The sequence below is a fragment of the Rhodothermales bacterium genome (assembly GCA_041391505.1).
Classification (GTDB): Bacteria; Bacteroidota; Rhodothermia; order Rhodothermales; family JAHQVL01; genus JAWKNW01.
The window spans coordinates 1-16,934 of sequence record JAWKNW010000026.1 but is presented as its reverse complement, the minus strand read 5'-3'; the positions used below and the strand labels follow the sequence as shown (position 1 = coordinate 16,934).

At 65.1% G+C, this 16,934-nt stretch carries 18 protein-coding genes and 1 tRNA gene; 9 read left to right on the top strand and 10 right to left on the bottom strand.

Annotated elements, in window-relative coordinates; genetic code table 11:
- Window positions 1-3: 3 nt before the first annotated feature.
- The 6 genes from R2834_19860 to R2834_19835 form a co-directional block, all read right to left on the bottom strand.
- A complete protein-coding gene (locus R2834_19860) occupies window positions 4-774 on the bottom strand; it encodes a hypothetical protein (protein MEZ4702599.1) in 771 nt (256 codons plus the stop codon).
- A 5-nt stretch (window positions 775-779) separates the two neighbouring features.
- Window positions 780-1,451 carry a hypothetical protein gene (locus R2834_19855; protein ID MEZ4702598.1) on the bottom strand — a complete coding sequence of 224 codons (672 nt, stop codon included), beginning with the start codon at window positions 1,449-1,451 and terminating at the stop codon, window positions 780-782.
- Between the two features lie 39 nt (window positions 1,452-1,490).
- Window positions 1,491-1,988: a hypothetical protein gene (locus R2834_19850; protein MEZ4702597.1), complete on the bottom strand. Its 498-nt coding sequence runs from the start codon at window positions 1,986-1,988 to the stop codon at window positions 1,491-1,493.
- Window positions 1,989-2,020: 32 nt separating this feature from the next.
- Window positions 2,021-2,566: a phosphatase PAP2 family protein gene (locus R2834_19845; GenBank protein MEZ4702596.1), complete on the bottom strand. Its 546-nt coding sequence runs from the start codon at window positions 2,564-2,566 to the stop codon at window positions 2,021-2,023.
- A gap of 284 nt (window positions 2,567-2,850) precedes the next feature.
- On the bottom strand, window positions 2,851-3,930 hold the full coding sequence (locus R2834_19840) for a class I fructose-bisphosphate aldolase (GenBank protein ID MEZ4702595.1): 1,080 nt from the start codon (window positions 3,928-3,930) through the stop codon (window positions 2,851-2,853).
- 225 nt (window positions 3,931-4,155) lie between these two features.
- Window positions 4,156-5,241, bottom strand: a complete 1,086-nt coding sequence (locus R2834_19835) for an FAD-dependent oxidoreductase (protein ID MEZ4702594.1) — start codon at window positions 5,239-5,241, stop codon at window positions 4,156-4,158.
- Window positions 5,242-5,575: 334 nt separating this feature from the next.
- Here R2834_19835 and thiO point away from each other — a divergent pair, with 334 nt between their 5' ends.
- The 7 genes from thiO to R2834_19800 all read left to right on the top strand — a co-directional run bounded on the left by thiO (window position 5,576) and on the right by R2834_19800 (window position 10,281).
- Window positions 5,576-6,694 carry a glycine oxidase ThiO gene (gene thiO / locus R2834_19830; GenBank protein ID MEZ4702593.1) on the top strand — a complete coding sequence of 373 codons (1,119 nt, stop codon included), beginning with the start codon at window positions 5,576-5,578 and terminating at the stop codon, window positions 6,692-6,694.
- Between the two features lie 49 nt (window positions 6,695-6,743).
- Window positions 6,744-6,965, top strand: coding sequence for a sulfur carrier protein ThiS (gene thiS, locus R2834_19825; protein ID MEZ4702592.1), 222 nt, complete (start codon window positions 6,744-6,746; stop codon window positions 6,963-6,965).
- A gap of 41 nt (window positions 6,966-7,006) precedes the next feature.
- Window positions 7,007-7,852 (top strand): thiazole synthase, encoded by an 846-nt coding sequence (locus R2834_19820; GenBank protein ID MEZ4702591.1) that lies wholly within the window; start codon window positions 7,007-7,009, stop codon window positions 7,850-7,852.
- Window positions 7,849-8,478: a thiamine phosphate synthase gene (locus tag R2834_19815; protein MEZ4702590.1), complete on the top strand. Its 630-nt coding sequence runs from the start codon at window positions 7,849-7,851 to the stop codon at window positions 8,476-8,478. Before R2834_19820 ends, R2834_19815 begins: the two co-directional genes overlap by 4 nt.
- 61 nt (window positions 8,479-8,539) lie before the next feature.
- Entirely contained in the window at window positions 8,540-9,376 is an 837-nt protein-coding gene (thiD, locus tag R2834_19810; GenBank protein MEZ4702589.1) for a bifunctional hydroxymethylpyrimidine kinase/phosphomethylpyrimidine kinase, read from the top strand.
- 131 nt (window positions 9,377-9,507) lie between these two features.
- A tRNA-Arg gene (locus R2834_19805) sits at window positions 9,508-9,581 on the top strand.
- Window positions 9,582-10,032: 451 nt separating this feature from the next.
- Complete coding sequence (locus R2834_19800) at window positions 10,033-10,281, top strand: ATP-binding protein (GenBank protein MEZ4702588.1); 249 nt, start codon at window positions 10,033-10,035, stop codon at window positions 10,279-10,281.
- 55 nt (window positions 10,282-10,336) lie between these two features.
- Here R2834_19800 and R2834_19795 read toward each other — a convergent pair whose 3' ends face one another.
- From R2834_19795 to soxC, 4 genes are all read right to left on the bottom strand, one after another.
- On the bottom strand, window positions 10,337-10,624 hold the full coding sequence (locus R2834_19795) for a TrkA C-terminal domain-containing protein (GenBank protein MEZ4702587.1): 288 nt from the start codon (window positions 10,622-10,624) through the stop codon (window positions 10,337-10,339).
- Between the two features lie 97 nt (window positions 10,625-10,721).
- On the bottom strand, window positions 10,722-11,051 hold the full coding sequence (locus tag R2834_19790) for an amino acid permease (protein ID MEZ4702586.1): 330 nt from the start codon (window positions 11,049-11,051) through the stop codon (window positions 10,722-10,724).
- Window positions 11,052-11,110: 59 nt separating this feature from the next.
- Complete coding sequence (locus tag R2834_19785; GenBank protein MEZ4702585.1) at window positions 11,111-11,728, bottom strand: c-type cytochrome; 618 nt, start codon at window positions 11,726-11,728, stop codon at window positions 11,111-11,113.
- Between the two features lies 1 nt (window position 11,729).
- Window positions 11,730-12,938 carry a sulfite dehydrogenase gene (gene soxC, locus R2834_19780; GenBank protein ID MEZ4702584.1) on the bottom strand — a complete coding sequence of 403 codons (1,209 nt, stop codon included), beginning with the start codon at window positions 12,936-12,938 and terminating at the stop codon, window positions 11,730-11,732.
- 101 nt (window positions 12,939-13,039) lie between these two features.
- Here soxC and R2834_19775 point away from each other — a divergent pair, with 101 nt between their 5' ends.
- Together R2834_19775 and R2834_19770 are read left to right on the top strand one after the other, a co-directional pair.
- A complete protein-coding gene (locus R2834_19775; protein ID MEZ4702583.1) occupies window positions 13,040-14,833 on the top strand; it encodes an arylsulfatase in 1,794 nt (597 codons plus the stop codon).
- Window positions 14,834-15,213: 380 nt separating this feature from the next.
- Window positions 15,214-16,934, top strand: a 1,721-nt coding sequence (locus tag R2834_19770; protein MEZ4702582.1) for a protein kinase, incomplete at its 3' end; no start/stop codon positions are given.

Genomic DNA, 16,934 nt, shown 5'->3' with positions numbered 1-16,934 from the left:
GGATTATTCCTTCTTGCGCGTGCCTTTCCTGCCGGCGCGTTGGCTCTTTCCGGGCGTGGTGGTGCGGGTTCGGGCGGCGGCGGGGCGGCGCGGTTTGGGCGGCGCCTCATCCGCCTCGGTGGGGCGGATGTCGAGCGCGAGGCTCAGGCCGGGGTAGCCGACCACGCGCACGTCGGCCGTGTAGCGCCGGCCGGCCTGAAACACGCCGGCGGTGAGGGTCAGGCGCGCGGTCACGGCGCGCTCCTCGTCCGGAGTGAGCTGGAAGCGGTCCGGATCGAACGCGATGGCGAGCGGAAACGTCGCGCCGTCTTCCGCGTCGCGGGCGTCGGACACGTCGAAGCCGATGGACAGTGCGCCGTCCTGGTGGTTTTCGAGGACAAACGTGCGCGCGGCGGTGTGGCCGATGGGCGCTTCGAGCGTCATCGGGATGTGGCGCCGCGGTGCGGAGGGGGTCCCCCTGCCGCCTCCCCGGCCGGCGTGCTGGAGGTCTTCCAGGTAGCGGCGGGCATGGTCGCTGCCGAGCGCGCCGAGGTCGCGGAGGTAATCCTGGTTCAGGGACCAGAGGGCGCGGGCGAATTCGGCGGAATGCGTGCCGAGCGCCTCGAGGTAGGCGTTGGCGGCGCGCGTCCAGTCCGAGGTGTTGCCGGGCAGGGCGTTGCCTGCGCTCTGCTGCCACCGGGTGGCGGCGTCGCGGACGGCGTCCGTCTGTCGGGAGATGGCCTGTCCGGCCGCGCGGATCAGGTCGTCGAGCAGGGTATTTTTTGAGTCGGCCATGATGGTCAGCAGCACCCGCAGGCGCAGTCGATGACGTAGCGATCGCACGTGAACGGCAACACCGCCACGGCGATGCGCACGGGGCGGATGTCGCAGCCGGTGATCCGGAGGTCGGCCCGTCGCACGCAGCAGGTGTCGACGCGTCCTTGCTGCCGGAGGTCGCCCACCTCGATCGCGACGAGGATTTCGCGTTCGTCGCACGCGGGGAGGGTAAACTGCGTCTCGCCGGCGAGGAGGCCCTTGACGTCGATGGGGCAGTCTTTTTCCCCGTCGAACGCGCTCAGTTCGAGCGTGACGTCCCGCTGGCGGCGGAACGGGTTCTCGATCGCCATCGAGACGATGCGCCGTTCGCCGGGATAGGCATAGATAACGATGTCGGCCTGTCCGATGCAGCAGCGGCAGGCGCAGTCGCCCTCCTTGCAGCCGCAGCCGCACGGGTCGTGTTCAGGGCGACGCCGTTCCCGGGGGCGGTCGGCGCTGCGTTCCAGGGGCATGCGCGCGGTGTCGAGCGCCTCGTTCCAGAGGCGGGTCCAGGCGTCCATGGCGGGTGTGACGAACGTGTCCCACTGATCCGTCCAGGCCTGCTGGAGGTCGTTGATCGGATTCGGGTCGGTCATCGGATGGCGGTCGCGGCGCACGGCGGGTCGCCGGCGCGCGGAGCGGTAGGTCTCGTCCAAGGTCGTACTCGGTTGGGTGATAGCGGGCGGCGTGGAACGTCAGCGGTCCAGCCGGATGCGGACGCCGGGTCCGCGATGGTCTTCGGTGTGGGCGCGTGTCGGCACCACGTGCGGCTTACGATCCGATCCCTCTATAAAGGCATTCATTTCACCGTGCAGATCGATGCCGAAGATCTCGATGCCGAACAGGGAAAACCCGATGTGCTGGCGATACGGCTGATGGAGGTGTGTCGTCGGCACGGGGTCGAGCCGGATGCGCAGGCATTGATCCAGCGCCACCGGCTTGAGGTCGATCTCCGCCGTGCTCTCCGTCTTAATGGGATCGGGGATGGAGAGCGTACTTTCGGTTTTGATCGGGTCGGGGATGGAAAAGGTACTTTCGGTCTTGATCGGGTCGGGGACGCGGAGGGTGCTGTCCGACTTGAACGGTTGTCCGTCCTTGTTGGACACCTCCAGCCCCGATGCCGTCTTGAACGCCTTGTCGCCCGTATTGGCGACATCGACGTGCGAGGCGACGTCCAGGGAATAATCAGCCATGGATGTGGGATGGATGATGGATCAATGTGGGATCATGGCAGCAGCGCCATGGCGGTAATGGCGGTGCCGACGCCGATGAGTGCGCCGGCGATGATGTCGGATGGATAGTGATGGCCGGAGGCGAGGCGGGACCAGGCGATCAGGAGCCAGCCTACGACAAATGGAATAAAGGCGTGTGGGAGGGTGAGGCCGTAGGGGAGGCCGACGGCGGTCGCGGTCATGGCGTGCCCGCTCGGGAAGGAATACAGATCCAGGGTGCGGAGCCCGGTGTTGAGCGACGGGTCGCGGTGATGGGGGCGGGCGCGGGCGGACCACCGCTTGACGATCCAGTACACCGGGAACGCCAGGGTGCCGGCGAGGGCCGACCAGCCGATCATGCGGTGCGCCGCGTCGCCCTTGACGATCCAGGCGCTGAGGCCCATGATGAGGTAGAGCCATCCGTTGCCGAGCCGGCAGATCAGCTCGGTGGCGCGTTTCTGGAAAGGCCGGTGCGCGCTAAGGACGACGGCGCGGACGATTCGGATATCGAGGTCGTCGATTCGGCGCAGCCAGGCGCGCAATGTTGAAGGTACCCCCATCGAAGACATTGGCAGAACGAGGCGATGTGACGGCGTCCGTGACGAGCCCGGGTACGATACGGTCCTTACAGACAAGCCGTACAGCGTAAGTAGAGCGGCAAAACGGACGGCGGACCGGGCAGAGAGACGCCAGAGGAGGCTTGAGCGACAGCTCAAGGTACCGCACGGTTGCGCCCTATGCAAGCGGTGTGCCGCGCGCGATAGGCGCCCCGCCGGCGCCGGCAAAAAAAAGAGGCGACCCGATGCCTCGGGCCGCCTCGTGCGACAATCGCTGCGGGATCGCGTCAGGCGATCGTGACGTGCTTGTCGAGGTACACGTCCTGGATGGCATGGAGCAGCTCGACACCGTCATCCATCGGCTTCTGGAACGCCTTGCGGCCCGAGATAAGGCCCATGCCGCCGGCGCGCTTGTTGATCACCGCGGTACGAACGGCCTCCTGGAGGTCGTTCTTGCCCGAGCCGCCGCCCGAGTTGATGAGGCCGGCGCGGCCCATGTAGCAGTTCGCCACCTGGTAGCGCGTCAGGTCGATCGGGTGATCGGACGTGAGCTTGGTGTAGATCCGCTCGTCGAGCTTGCCGTAGCTGCTGTTGCCGGCGTTGAGCGCCTTGAAGCCGCCGTTGCAGTCCGGCTGCTTCTGCTTGATGATGTCGGCCTCGATCGTCACGCCCAGGTGGTTGGCCTGGCCGGTGAGGTCGGCGCCGGTCTCGTAGTTGACGCCGTCGACCTTGAAGCCGCTGTTGCGCATGTAGCACCAGAGGATCGTCGTCATGCCCAGTTCATGGGCGCGCGAGAAGGCCTCGGAGACCTCGACGAGCTGCCGGCCGGACTCTTCGGAGCCGAAGTAGATCGTCGCGCCGACGCCCACGCAGCCCATGTTCCACGCGTCCTCGATCTGCGCGAACATGATCTGGTCGAACGTATTCGGGTAGGTCAGGAGTTCGTTGTGGTTGATCTTCAGGATGAAGGGGATCTTGTGCGCGTACTTGCGCGATACGGCGCCCAGCACCCCGTAGGTCGATGCCACGGCGTTGCAGCCGCCTTCGATGGCGAGCTTCACGATGTTCTCGGGATCGAAGTACGCCGGATTCTTCGCGAACGACGCGCCAGCGGAGTGCTCGATGCCCTGGTCCACCGGAAGGATCGACACGTAGCCCGTGCCGCCGAGCCGGCCGTGGTCGAACAGGGACTGCATCGAACGGAGCACCTGCGGCGTGCGGTCGGACTGCGCCCAGATGCGGTCGATGAAATCAGGGCCTGGCAGATGCAGGGTCTCGCGGGGGATGGTGGTCGACTTGTGATCGAGCAGGTAAGCGGCTTCATCGCCGAGAAGGTCCGCGACCGGTGCGGTAGTCACGTCTGCCATAGAGCTTGTTTGCCTCCATTCTGGTTTGGGAACGTACGGTACGGCATCCCGGCTGCGTTGCGGTTGGTGCCGCGGATGCGTGCAGGCGTCGGGTGGGCGGCGGCTTTGGGGTCCCGCCCATTCGGGTCGCGCTGCGCTGGAAAGTACGTCGTCGGGTCGAAATCGTGGAGACCCAACGCCCCTTTTTGGCTAAAGTTCAAAGGCATTCCGGCGGAAGCGCTTTTATCATCCGGTCTTAACCCGAATCTGGATTTCGCGCGGGATGTCGGACGGGGCGGCGAAGTAATCGGGCAGATTCCAGCCGATCATCGGCGCCATCAGCAGGCCTTTTGAACCGAGTCCGGAGACGATCCACACCCGCTCCTGGCCGGCGAGCGGGCCGACCATGGGGAGGCGGGTGCCGGGCACGGTGACGCGGATGCCCGTCGCGGCCTCCATGATGCGGCAATGCGAAAGCCGGGGGATGAGGCGCGTCGCCTCGCGGACGAGCTTGCGGGACACCGCCGGCGACGGCGCGAGGTCGGAAAACGTATGTTCGTACGAGCTGCCGATGAGCATCGTGGAGCCTTCGTCGATCGCATACCCATAGCCCGAGAGCGGCAGCAGCAGCCCGGGCGGCGCCGGCGGACGGATCAGGCGCACGACCTGCCCCTTGATGGCGTGCAGATCCAGCTTGCTCAGGGCGTCGAAGCCGGAGATGCCGGCGCCGAGGGCGAGCACGAGCCGGCCGGCCTCGATCGTCGAACGCCGCCCTTCGGCGGGGTAGGAGATCTCGACGGAGACGCCGTTTCGGATCGGCTTCCATCCCACGAGCCGGGCGCGGTTGACGACCGTCAGCCCTTGCGCGACGCCGCCCGCAAGCAGGGCCTCGATGAACCGCCGCGCGTCCACGACGCCGCCGGCATGGACGTGCAGCGCCCCGAACGGCGCGGTGGCGATCGGGTGGAGGGCCTTGACCGCCTCGGGCTCCAGCCAGGTGGTGTCCTCCGGCAGCCGCTCGGCGCTCTCCTTGAAGAAGCCGGCCTGCTCCTCGTCCTTCGCCGGCCGCAGCACGCCGCGCCGGTCGTAGCCGGCTCCGGCCCCGACCGCATCGATCATCCGTTCGAGCCCCTCCATCGCTTCCTCCATGCGCCAAACCGGCTTGGCGCGCAGCCCGCTGATGGGGTTGACCATGCCGGCCGCGATGCCGGACGCGCCCGAAGCCGGGGTCTCGGCATCGATCAGGGTGACGCGCTGCGTGCGGGAAAGAGAAAAAGCGGCCGCCGCGCCGGCGAGACCGGCTCCGACGATGAGGGTATCTATGTCAGGCAAGGGGAATCGGGTGCTGGGTAAGGGATGCTGGAGGTCGGGTGTGGGATGTTAGATGATGGATGCAGGATGTTGGATGCAGGATGTTGGATGCAGGATGTTGGATGCAGGATGCGGGATGCAGGATGCAGGATGTTGGGTAAGGGATGCTGGATACAGGATGCGGGACGCCGGGCAGATGATCTGCTGGCGAATATAGGAATCCCGGTACTCAAACGGAGGTCGCATGGTGATGATTCGGGATCTTCCCGGCAATTGCATACCGTCGATTTTTCGAACCTGCCGTATGTATCTTCAACCTCCCCCCCCCATCTCCCCCATCCCCCCCTACTCCCCCATGTCATCACCCGTACTCATCATCGGCGGCGGCGTCATCGGGCTTTCCCTTGGGCGCGAACTGGCGCGGGCCGGCCAGGCGACGCTCGTGTTCGAACGCGGCGCGGCCGGCCGTGGCGCCTCGTGGCTGAACGCCGGCATGCTCGCGCCGCAGACCGAGATGGGGTTCGAGGACCAGCCCCTGTATGTGTTCGGGAAGGAAAGCATGCGGCGCTGGGCTGATTTTGCCCGCGATCTCGAGGAGGACACCGGGCTGCCGGTCGACTACCGGACCGAGGGCACGATCCACATCGCACCGGATCGGGACAGTCTGGAGGCGCTACGCCGGATCTATCAGTTTCAGAAGGGCGAAGGGCTGGCGGTCGAATGGCTGACCGGCTCCGAGGCGCTGGACCTCGAGCCGTTCCTCGCGCCGGCCCTGGCGGGCGCCGTCTATGCCGCCGGCGACCATCAGGTCGACAACCGCCTGCTGGTGGAAGCGCTGAAAGCCGGTTTCCTCAAGCACGGCGGCCAGCTGCGCGAGCACACACCCGTCGCCACGATCGTTCCGGACGCGAACGCTCCGGCCGTGGTCCTCACTTCCGGAGAGCGGGTAGAGGGGTCTACGGTCGTGCTGGCCGCCGGCGCGTGGTCACGTCAGGTCGACGGGCTGGCCCCGGAAGCGCGCCCCGCCGTGCGCCCGGTCAAGGGGCAGATCATCCAGGTTCAGATGGAGGCGCCGTTCGGGCTGCGGCATGTGGTCTGGTCGCCCCGCGCGTACATCGCGCCCAAATCGTCGGGCCGTCTGCTGGTGGGGGCGACGGTGGAGGAGATGGGCTTCGACACCCGCGTGACGGCCGGCGGGATGCACAAGCTGCTCGAAGGCGTGTGGGAAGCCGTGCCGGGGATCATGGACCTGCAGGTCACCGAGACCTGGGCCGGCCTGCGTCCGGGCAGTCGGGACCACATGCCGCTGCTCGGCGCGTCGGACGCGCCGGGCGTCCTGTTCGCGACGGGGCACTACCGAAACGGCATTCTCTACACCCCGATCACGGCCCAGGAGATGGCCGGCCTCATTCTCCGCGGGGAAACCTCGCGTTGGCTGGTGCCGTTCTCGCCGAAACGCTTTGCCTCGGCCTGACCGCAAAGGTAACCCGCCCAGACCTACCATCGACCCCCCGCTACCCGCCATGCCGGACTCGCTCACCATCACCGTCAACGGATCGCGCCGCACGATCGCGGCCGATACCTGGCTTCCCGACGTCCTGCTCGATCTGGGCATCTCGCCGGAAGCGACGCGGGGCGTGGCGGTGGCCATCAACGACGAGATCGTCCGCCGCGCCGCCTGGGGCGCCACCGCGCTCAAAGCGGGCGATCGCGTCGAGATCGTGACGGCCCGGCAAGGAGGATGAGTGCCGATGACCCGTGTCCAATGACCGATGACCCGTGCCCGATGTCCAGTGACCTGCAACCCGTGATAACAGCCGCCGAAGACGTTCCCGTTCAAGCCGACCCGTTTCAGGTCGGTCCCTATACGTTTACCTCGCGGCTCCTGCTGGGCACCAGCGGGTATCCGACGATGAAGGTGTTGCTCGACGCGCTGGCAGCGGCGGAGACCGAGCTGGTGACGGTGGCGATTCGGCGCGTGAATCTGGCGGATCAGGGGGAGGAGAGCCTGCTGGATCTGCTGCGGCGGGGCGGGTACCGCCTGCTCCCGAATACCGCCGGCTGCTACACGGCGAAAGAGGCCGTGCTGGTGGCGCAGCTGGCCCGCGAGGCGCTCGAAACCGAGCTGGTCAAGCTGGAAGTCATCGGCGACAACGAGACGCTGATGCCGGATGTCGAGCAGTTGCTGAAGGCGGCCAAAGCGCTCATCGATGACGGTTTCACGGTGATGGCCTACAGCAACGACGATCCGATCACCTGCCGCAAACTGGCCGACATGGGCTGCGCGGCCGTCATGCCGCTGGCGTCGCCCATCGGGAGCGGGATGGGGCTGGTCAATCCCTATAACCTGACGCTCATCCGCGAACTCATCGACTACGTACCGCTGCTGGTGGACGCCGGCATCGGCACCGCGAGCGACGCGGCGAAGGCCATGGAGCTGGGGTACGACGGCATCCTCCTGAATACCGCCATCTCCAACGCCCAGCATCCGGTCCAGATGGCCTCGGCGATGCGGCATGCCGTCCTCGCCGGCCGCGAAGCGCGTCGCGCCGGCCGGATCCCGCGGCGTTATTACGCGCGAGCCTCATCTCCGGAAGAGGGACGGATTCAGGTGGGCGACGGCACGCCATGAACGGCGTGCGCGCGACGAAGCTGCCCCGACTCGTCCTCGTCGCCGACCGGTTTGTCGATCCCGTTGTGGCCGATCGCGTGGGCGAGGCGGTCGAGGCCGGAGTAACGTGGGTCCAGCTGCGCGATCACGAAGCCGATGCGTGCGCATTCGGCGCCGCGGCCGGCGACCTGGTGAGACGGCTGCGCCGCATCGATTCCGACGTGCTCATCTCCGTGAACAGCCGGCCGGACCTGGCCGGTGCGGGGATCGAGGGCGTCCATGTAGGACACCGTGGGCCGTCCGTCCAGTCCGTTCGTGCGGTGATCGACCCCCGGGTTGTCCTCGGATACGCGGCCCACTCGATCGAAGCCGCGCGCATCGCCGCGATGGAGGGCGCCGACTACGTATTTTTTAGCCCGGTATTTCCCACAACGAGCAAACCCGGCGCGCCCGCCGCCGGCCTGGATGCCCTCGCCGCGTGTGCCGCTGCCGTCGATATCCCGGTCTTCGCCCTCGGCGGGATCACCCCGGACCGCGTGCCGGCGTGCCTGGAGGCCGGCGCGTATGGCGTGGCGGTGCTGTCGGGGATACTGACGGCGGAAGATGTGGCGGAGGCGGTTGGTTTGTATGTTGAGTTCCTTGATTAGCGATTAGCGATCAAGGAATTGGGATTGCGGAGGGATACTCAATAAGCATGACCATTGCCCGATGACCAGTGACCCCAAAAAACCCGTCGCCGTCACCATCGCCGGTAGCGACTCCGGCGGCGGGGCCGGCATCCAGGCCGATATCAAGGCGATGGAGGCTCACGGCGTCTTTGCGGCGTCGGTGCTGACGGCCATCACGGCGCAGAACACCGTCGCGGTGACGCAGGCCTTCGCTCTGCCCATCGACCTCATACAGGCCCAGCTCGACGCCGTCTTCGACGACATCGCCGTGTCTGCGGTCAAAACCGGGATGCTGTCGTCGAGCGCCATCATCCGGACCGTCGCCGCGGCCGTTCGGGCCCGCAAGGCCTGGCCGCTGGTCGTCGATCCCGTCATGATCTCCACCACCGGGTACCGACTGCTCGACGACGACGCCTCGGCGAGCCTGATCGAGGACCTTATCCCGCAGGCCACGCTCATCACCCCGAATGCGCACGAGGCCGCGCATCTGACCGGGATGGCGATCCGCACGGCCGGCGACGCCCGCGAGGCGGCGCGCCGGCTGCATGCCATGGGGCCGGCGTACGTGCTGGTGAAGGGCGGTCACCTGGAGGGTGAAGCCGAAGCCATCGACATCCTGTACGACGGGCACGCGTTTACCTCCTTCTCCGTCCCCCGCATCGACACGCCGCATACGCACGGGACCGGCTGTACCTACGCCTCCGCCATCGCGGCCCTGCTGGCGCGTGGTTTTTCGGTGCAGGATGCGGTGGAGCGGGCCAAGCGGTACGTGACCGAAGCGATCCGTCACGGCCTGCCCATCGGGCAGGGGCACGGCCCGACCAACCATTTCTATTTTCTAGCCGGCTCGGGGATCTTCCCCGCCGATGGGGAGTGACACGCCGCGAAATAACGGACAGCGGAAACAGGATCTTCCTCACGCACGTTTCATCTGTCCTTCGCTTGCAGTGCCGACGCAAACACGCTATTTTGCGTCCCGCTCAAGCCGATGCGATCGATATACGCCACGCGCCCGTAGCTCAGCTGGATAGAGCGTCTGACTACGGATCAGAAGGTCGGGAGTTCGAATCTTCCCGGGCGCGCTAAAGAAAAGCCTGGTGGGCCAAAGGCCTGCCAGGCTTTTCTTTCGTATAGGAGGAAGCGAAGTCCCGAAGGGAGTTCGACACGAGCCCCCGCGTTCGCGGGGGCGACTGATGGAGGGGCCATCGGCCCCGTAGTAATCTTCCCGGGCGCTAAAGACCATGCGTTCACCCCACGGGTGGACCGCCTTTTCTTTTGTAGCCGGGCAGATGAGGACTTCCGCAGGGAGTTCGAGCCGCCCCCCGCGTAAGCGGGGGAACACACGGAGGGGCCATCAGCCCCGTAGTAATCTTCCCGGGTGCGCAAAAGAGAAGCCGGTTGGGCCAGAGGCCTGCCCGGCTCTTGTTTTATCTGGGTGATGCGACTCTCGATAGGAGTTCGGTGGGATGGCCTTGTAGGGGGGAACAGGTTCAGCTTGCTTTCCAAGCCGAGGGTGGCGCATACACTGCGAAGGTGTCTGTTAGCACTAAAAAGGAAAATGGGCGGTTTGAGATACGTATTGCGGACAACGGTAAGGGGATTCGAGCCGACATCAAGGACAGGATCTTTGAGCCGTTCTTCACCACCAAGCCGACCGGGCGCAGCACTGGTTTGGGATTGAGCTTGAGCTATGACATTGTGGCGCAGGGGCATGGCGGGAGCATCGAGGCTGAGAGCAGCGATCACGGAGGGACGACGATTATTATCATGCTGCCAATCTGACGAGTTTCCCCAAAGTCACCATGGATGACCCTGCCGGGCGAAGGCGGCCTCATCCTCACTCCAACCCATGCGAGCCACTCGCAAATTGAAGGCGCTGGGCCTTGGTGCTTTCGGGTTGTCCGATAACCGTCAGCCGATCGCCATGGCGGAGTTCGGTATCGCCTCGAGGGACCATAAGATCGCCCCCGCGGCGTATCATCGCGACCGGCGTCTCTTCGGGAAACGAAATCTCACTGAGTCGCAGGCCTACCAGCGCCGTCTCGCCCTCGTGATCGCCGAGCGTGATGTCGATGAAGATGACGGCGATCAGGATCACGGCCACCGATACGGCAATGCCGATCACGGGCGTTCCGAGCCGGCTACGGGTCCCATCCCGAGTTCGGGCGCGAACAGGTGCAGATAGACGCCCACGCCGATCAGGGCAAAGGATGATTTGAGGATCATCGAGATCCAGGTACCAAACCCCCCACCGTGCCCACGAGCGGGCCCAGGCTGCGGTCGAGGAAGTAGTAGATGCCGCCGGCTTTCGGCATCGCGTTGGTCAGTTCGACGAGGCAGAACAGCCCTGGCAGCAGGATGAGCGCACCGAGGAGATACGAGGGGGGCATGGCCGCGCCGGCGCCGGCCGCCGCGAGTCCAGGCAACAGGAAGAAGCCCGAACTGAGCGTTGCGCCTGTCGCGATGGCATAGATGTACCAGAGTCCCACCTGCCGTTCGAGTTTCGGTCGTGGGTCGGAGGCTTCCAGATTGTGGGAAGAACGCTTGTTCATACGTCGTGCAGGGTACAGACCGTTGATCGCTATGAGAAGGCATCGATCATATCCCCCGTTTACCTGATTTCCGGCCCACCCACCCGGTTGTCCGGCACGAAACGGTCGTGTGCCGGCATGACGACCCGTGGCAGCGACGCGGCATTCATGATGGCATCAGCCGGAATGATGTCGTTGCGATGGAGCAGATACGCCACCAGACTATACACTTCGTGCGGCTCCAGCGAACCCGGTGCCGTCTGTGGCATGGCTCTGGAGATGTAGTCGTACAGGGTGGTCGCATAAGGCCAGTAATTGCCGATGGTGCGGACCATGCCCGTCGAGCGTCCAAAGTCGAAATCCGCGCCGGCATCAGTGCCTACCAGCCGGTCGAACGGGCCTTCCACGCCCGTCGGACCATGGCATACCTGACACTTCTCTGCAAAGATGCGCTCTCCTTTTCTCACGGTACCCGAACCCGGCGGCAGGCCGTGCCCATCTGGCGACACATCGATATCCCATGCCGCCAGCAAGGAATCCGGCGCCGGCCTGCCGATACCGAAGGACGCGGGTCCATTCGCCGGCGGAGCAGCATCACCAGCCGTCCTGCCGGATGTGGGAGCAGAAGGAGCAGGATCAGAGCACGCACTCGCGATCAGCAACAGGATAATTGCAATGCAATGAATCATGCGTTTCATGTCAGGCCCTCCGTTCTACACCGAAGAAGACCCGCCCATTAGCCCCAACATGCCAGGCGCGGATGTTATTGTAATGGTACGAGGTCCCAGGTCCACGGACCGTGCGCAACACCTCGCGTGTCGGTTGGGTGTAGCCTGTTTCGTCCGTGGCCCGGCTCATCAGGGTGGCCGGATTGCCGTCCCACTGCCAGAGGTGTCGAAAGCGGGTGTGGCATTTCGGCAAAACGGGCCCCTGTAATTCGGCCAGGTGCCATGTTGCCCCTGCATCGGTGCTGACTTCCACCCGCTCGATCATGCCCCGCCCGCTCCACGCCAGCCCCCGAATTTCCCACCAGCCGGGCTCGGAGAGGACATCGGGATAGGCCGGCGACGTGATGATCGATTTCGCATCCATCACAAAGCTGAATTGCCGGGCGGTCCCGTCGGGTAGCGGATCGGTATAGTGGGAGGTTTCCTCGCGCGTCATAGCCGGCTGGTCCGTGAGTTCGATCCTGCGCAGCCATTTGATTTGCGTGTTGCCTTCCCAACCCGGCAGCACCAGACGGGCTGGATAGCCCTGCGCCGGCCGGAGCGCTTCCCCGTTTTGACCATATGCGATCATCGCGTCTTCCCAGGCTTTTTCGATGGGAATGCTACGGGCCATCACGGCCGCATCCTGCCCTTCGGCCACGAACCATGTCGCTTCCGGCAGCACGCCCACCTCCCTGAACAACAGACTTAGCGGCACCCCGGTCCACTCGCTGGTGCTGGTCAGTCCATCGATCTGGCCGGGTTTGCGGTCAGGCGGCGGTTCGTCCGGATGATAGGCCGTCCCACCGTTGCCGGAACACTCTATCATGTTGAGCCGAGAAACGGCGGGCAAGCGTTGCAGGTCGGCGAGGGAAAAGACCATCGGCCGTTCGACGAGGCCATGTATTAGAAGCTGGTACCGTTCAGGGTCGATGGCCGGAATGCCGGCGTGATGCCGTTCGAAATGGAGATCGGAAGGCGTGATGATGCCGTGCAGATCCTCCAATGGGGTCCACGATGCCGACGAGTGTTGAGGCTGCTGCGGCACATGCCGGGCCGGCTGTTCGAAAGGCGACCGTTCGCTGCGGGCGCTCACCACGTTGCCGAGTACCTTCGTCGGGTCGTCTGGCACCTGGGGCCTTTCGGGAGCCGCCTGCGGGAGCAGTGTAGCGCCCATTGCTCCGACGGCTCCGGTTAACACGGCCCGACGGGTGTAGGTGCCGGGCTGCCGTTCGGGTTCGGGCGGATGCGCGTAGGTTCTGCAGCATCCTTCAGTACCGGCAACCTAACGCGGACACATCCATGCGACGTCTTCCTGTACTGCGTATTCCAATGGCCATCTGGCTGATGCTACTCCTCGCCGGCCCGAACGCTGTGGCGCAACAAAGCTGTTCGCTAACCACGGCTGCCACCGGTTTCGAGGGGGTGATCGGCCGAACCGCCGCCACGTCCACGCCGGCGCCGCTGCGGGAAAAGCGGGCATCGGCCGGGAGCCCCAATATCGTCTACATCGTGCTGGACGACACGGGGTATTCGGATCTGGGAGCGTATGGCTCCCGCGTGGCGACGCCGCACATGGACGCCCTGGCCGCTGGCGGCTTGCAGTATACCGGCTTCCAGTCGAAAGCCGTCTGTTCGCCCAGCCGGGCCTCGCTGCTGACGGGCCGCAACAGCCATGCGGTGGGGATGAAAGAACTCGCCGGCAACGACCAGGGCTATCCACATTCCCGGGGGCGCGTGACCGAAGCGGCGGCGACGATCGCCCAGGTCCTGCAGTCGGAAGGCTACAGCACGATCGCGACCGGCAAATGGCATCTCGTACCCGGTAGCGAGATCAGGCCGAGCGGTTCGCGGCAGCACTGGCCGCTGCAGAAAGGATTTGATCGATTTTACGGGTTTCTCTCGGGATGGACGGATCAGTACAGCCCTGATCTCGTCGAGGACAACCACGCCCTCCCGACGCCCGTGCAGCCGGGTTACCATTTCTCCGAAGCCATCGTGGATCGCTCGATCCGGATGCTGGGCGACAACTTCGCGTCGGAGCCGGAGAAGCCGTTTTTTCTCTATCTCGCCTTCGGAGCCATGCATGCTCCGATCCAGGTCGACGCCGCCTACATCGAGAAATACAAAGCGGCGTTCGACGGCGGGTGGGACCGGATCCGTGAGGAACGATTCCGCCGGCAGATCGAACTCGGCATCATCCCCGCCGACACCAAACTGCCTCCCCGCAACCCGGGCGACCCCGCGTGGGACGACCTCAGCGACGTGGAGAAGACCGTCTACGCCCGCTTCATGGCGGCGTACGCCGGCTTCCTCGAGCACACCGATGCGCAGGTCGGCCGGCTGGTGCAATTCCTCAAGGACAACGGCAAATTCGACAACACGGTCATCTTCCTGCTGTCCGATAACGGCGGTGCGCCCGAGGCCGGCCCGGAGGGGAATTTCGCCCGGCCCTACGGCGACACCCTGTCCGTCCAGCAGATGTACGACCGCCTCGACGATCTCGGCAGCCCGCGATCCCAGCCCCTGTACCAGCGCGCCTGGGCTATGGTATCCAGCACGCCGTTCCAGTACTACAAACTCTGGCCGCATCGGGGCGGCGTGCAGACCCCGTTGATCGTTTCCTGGCCGGCCGGCATCCGCCAGCAGGGGATCCGCACCCAGTTCGTCGACATCATCGATATCACGCCGACGGTGCTCGATATCACGGGGATCGAGGCGCCCGCGCGGTTCGGCGGAGTGTGCCAGATCCCCATGCAGGGCCGGAGCATCCTGGGCACCTTCAACGATCCGGGGCAGCCGGCCTCACGCGACACCCAGTATTTCGAGTTGTGGGGCAGCCGCTCGATCTATCATGCCGGCTGGAAGGCCATCGCCATCCATACGCCGGGCACCGATTTCGATGCCGATCGCTGGGAGCTGTACCACGTCGCGCAGGATTTCGCCGAAGCGGTGGACCTGGCGGATAGGTATCCGGAGAAGGTCGAGGAGATGCAGCGGTTGTGGTGGGCCGAGGCGGAGAAAAACGGCGCGCTGCCGCTCCTGGAAAGCCCGCCGGGCCGACGGCGGACGTACGAGCAGTTCTTTAACCGCTAACGTACGTGACGTTTTACACCTCAGCCCATCGAGGGATGGATGCAAGATGCAGGATTTTTTCGAATAGCCCTGGCATCGATCGGTGATCCCGCATCGGAAGGTCGGCGGGCCAGCGTGCGAACATCATCCGTCAAAAAACGGGCAGCGCGTGCCGCCTGGCTGCATTATATTATCAGGTGACGTTACGCACGTTAGCGCGGCGACCCAGGGATACGGGATACAAGATGCAGGATGTTTACCAAAAAACCGTACGTTTGATCGTGATCCTGCATCCTTGTATCCTGCATCAGAAGACTTGAGGCTATGGTGCGTCAGATCGGTTATCAGGCATTGGTGGATGAAGATTTGGACATAAAAATCATGCTCCCGCTCGCCACACCGTGAGCAAACAGATGGATTCCGGAAGCTGGAATGACCTTGGTAAGCTGATCGTCAGCGTGCTGGCGTTGCCGCCGGAGGAGCGTGTCGATTTTCTCGACGAGGCCTGTGGAGGGGATACGGCGCTTCGCGCAGAAGTGGAATCCCTGCTGGCGGCCTACACCCAGGCCCCGAACTACTACAAGAAGCTCGACGAGCCGCGTTTTCCGAAGATCGGCCGGGTCGAACGCGAGCGCACCCCGGCGCCGGATCCCTATTTCCTGGTCGGCCAGCCCCTCGCGCATTACCAGGTGATCGAGGTCATCGGCAGCGGCGGGATGGGAGTCGTCTACCGTGCGGAAGACACCCGCCTGCACCGTACGGTCGCCATCAAGCTGTTGCCCCCGCTGTTGAAGGAGGACGAACAGGCGCGCCGGCGCTTTATGCGCGAGGCCCGCGCCTCGTCGGCCCTGGACCATGCGAATATCTGCACGGTCTATGAAGTGAACGAGGCGGAAGAAGGGCACTTCTTTATCGTCATGCCCTGCTACGCCGGCATGACGCTCGACGTGCGGCTCAACGAAGGACCGCTCCCGATCGATACGGCGATCGATCTGTGCCTCCAGATTGCCGAGGGGCTGGCCCATGCACACGCGCGCGGCATTGTGCATCGGGACGTTAAGCCGGCCAACGTGATGATCACCGAGGAAGGGCAGGTCAAATTGCTGGATTTCGGTCTCGCGAAGCTGTCCAGCGGCTCCAAAATCACGCGGCTGGGGACGATGCTGGGCACGGCGTCCTACATGGCTCCCGAGCAGGCGCGCGGCGAAAATATCGACCACCGGGTGGATATCTGGAGCCTCGGGGCCGTGCTCTACGAGATGGTCGCCGGCGTGCGCGCCTTTGGGGGCGACTATCCCCAGGCGGCGCTTTATGCCGTGCTGAACCTGGAGCCGCAGCCGGTGACTGGCCTCCGCGCTGGCGTGCCCCTCCAGCTGGCGCGCGTTATCGAGAAAGCTCTCTCGAAACTTGCCGACGCCCGGTATCCCTCGATGCAGGATCTCATCCAGGATCTGAAAACCATCCGGCAGCGGAACGCCGAACGGTACGCGCTCAACCATACTGTGCTGTCGGGCGAGACGGCTGCCGAGACGGCGCTGGCCGCATCCGGCGGCGACGGCGGACCGGTCCGCATCCTCGTCGTGGACGACGAGCCGGAGATGGAGCTGCTGATGCGGCAGAAATTCCGCCGGCAGCTCAGCGCCAACACCTGGAGCTTCGCTTTCGCCGGCGACGGCAAGGAGGCCCTCGCGACCGTCCGCGCCGATCCGTCGATCGCGCTGGTGTTGACTGACCTGAACATGCCCGTCATGGACGGGCTGACGCTGCTCGGCCGGCTCGCCGAGCTCGGCACCCCCCTCAAGACGGTCGTCGTGTCGGCCTATGGCGACCTCAAGAACATCCGGACGGCCATGAACCGCGGGGCGTTCGATTTCATCACGAAGCCGGTGGACTTCAGCGACCTCGAGGTGACGATCGAAAAAACGTGGCGGGAGCTGCAGGCCTACCGGAAGGCGATGCACGGGCAGCAGCAGATGGCGGCGGTCCAGCAGGAGATGGAGGTGGCGCGGCGGATTCAGGAAGCCATCCTGCCCGTCGCGTTCCCGGAGCGCCGTGAGTGCAGCATCTACGCGTTCACGACCACGGCGCGCGACGTGAGCGGCACGTTTTACGACGTCTTCGA

Bases quoted from the DNA above. Each gene is read 5' to 3' on its own strand.
- R2834_19860 (MEZ4702599.1), bottom strand. From the start codon at position 774: ATGGCCGACTCAAAAAATACCCTGCTCGACGACCTGATCCGCGCGGCC.
- R2834_19850 (MEZ4702597.1), bottom strand. From the start codon at position 1,988: ATGGCTGATTATTCCCTGGACGTCGCCTCGCACGTCGATGTCGCCAAT.
- R2834_19845 (MEZ4702596.1), bottom strand. From the start codon at position 2,566: ATGGGGGTACCTTCAACATTGCGCGCCTGGCTGCGCCGAATCGACGAC.
- R2834_19840 (MEZ4702595.1), bottom strand. From the start codon at position 3,930: ATGGCAGACGTGACTACCGCACCGGTCGCGGACCTTCTCGGCGATGAA.
- thiO (MEZ4702593.1), top strand. From the start codon at position 5,576: ATGTCATCACCCGTACTCATCATCGGCGGCGGCGTCATCGGGCTTTCC.
- thiS (MEZ4702592.1), top strand. From the start codon at position 6,744: ATGCCGGACTCGCTCACCATCACCGTCAACGGATCGCGCCGCACGATC.
- R2834_19820 (MEZ4702591.1), top strand. From the start codon at position 7,007: ATGTCCAGTGACCTGCAACCCGTGATAACAGCCGCCGAAGACGTTCCC.
- R2834_19815 (MEZ4702590.1), top strand. From the start codon at position 7,849: ATGAACGGCGTGCGCGCGACGAAGCTGCCCCGACTCGTCCTCGTCGCC.
- thiD (MEZ4702589.1), top strand. From the start codon at position 8,540: ATGACCAGTGACCCCAAAAAACCCGTCGCCGTCACCATCGCCGGTAGC.
- R2834_19790 (MEZ4702586.1), bottom strand. From the start codon at position 11,051: ATGAACAAGCGTTCTTCCCACAATCTGGAAGCCTCCGACCCACGACCG.
- R2834_19785 (MEZ4702585.1), bottom strand. From the start codon at position 11,728: ATGAAACGCATGATTCATTGCATTGCAATTATCCTGTTGCTGATCGCG.
- R2834_19775 (MEZ4702583.1), top strand. From the start codon at position 13,040: ATGCGACGTCTTCCTGTACTGCGTATTCCAATGGCCATCTGGCTGATG.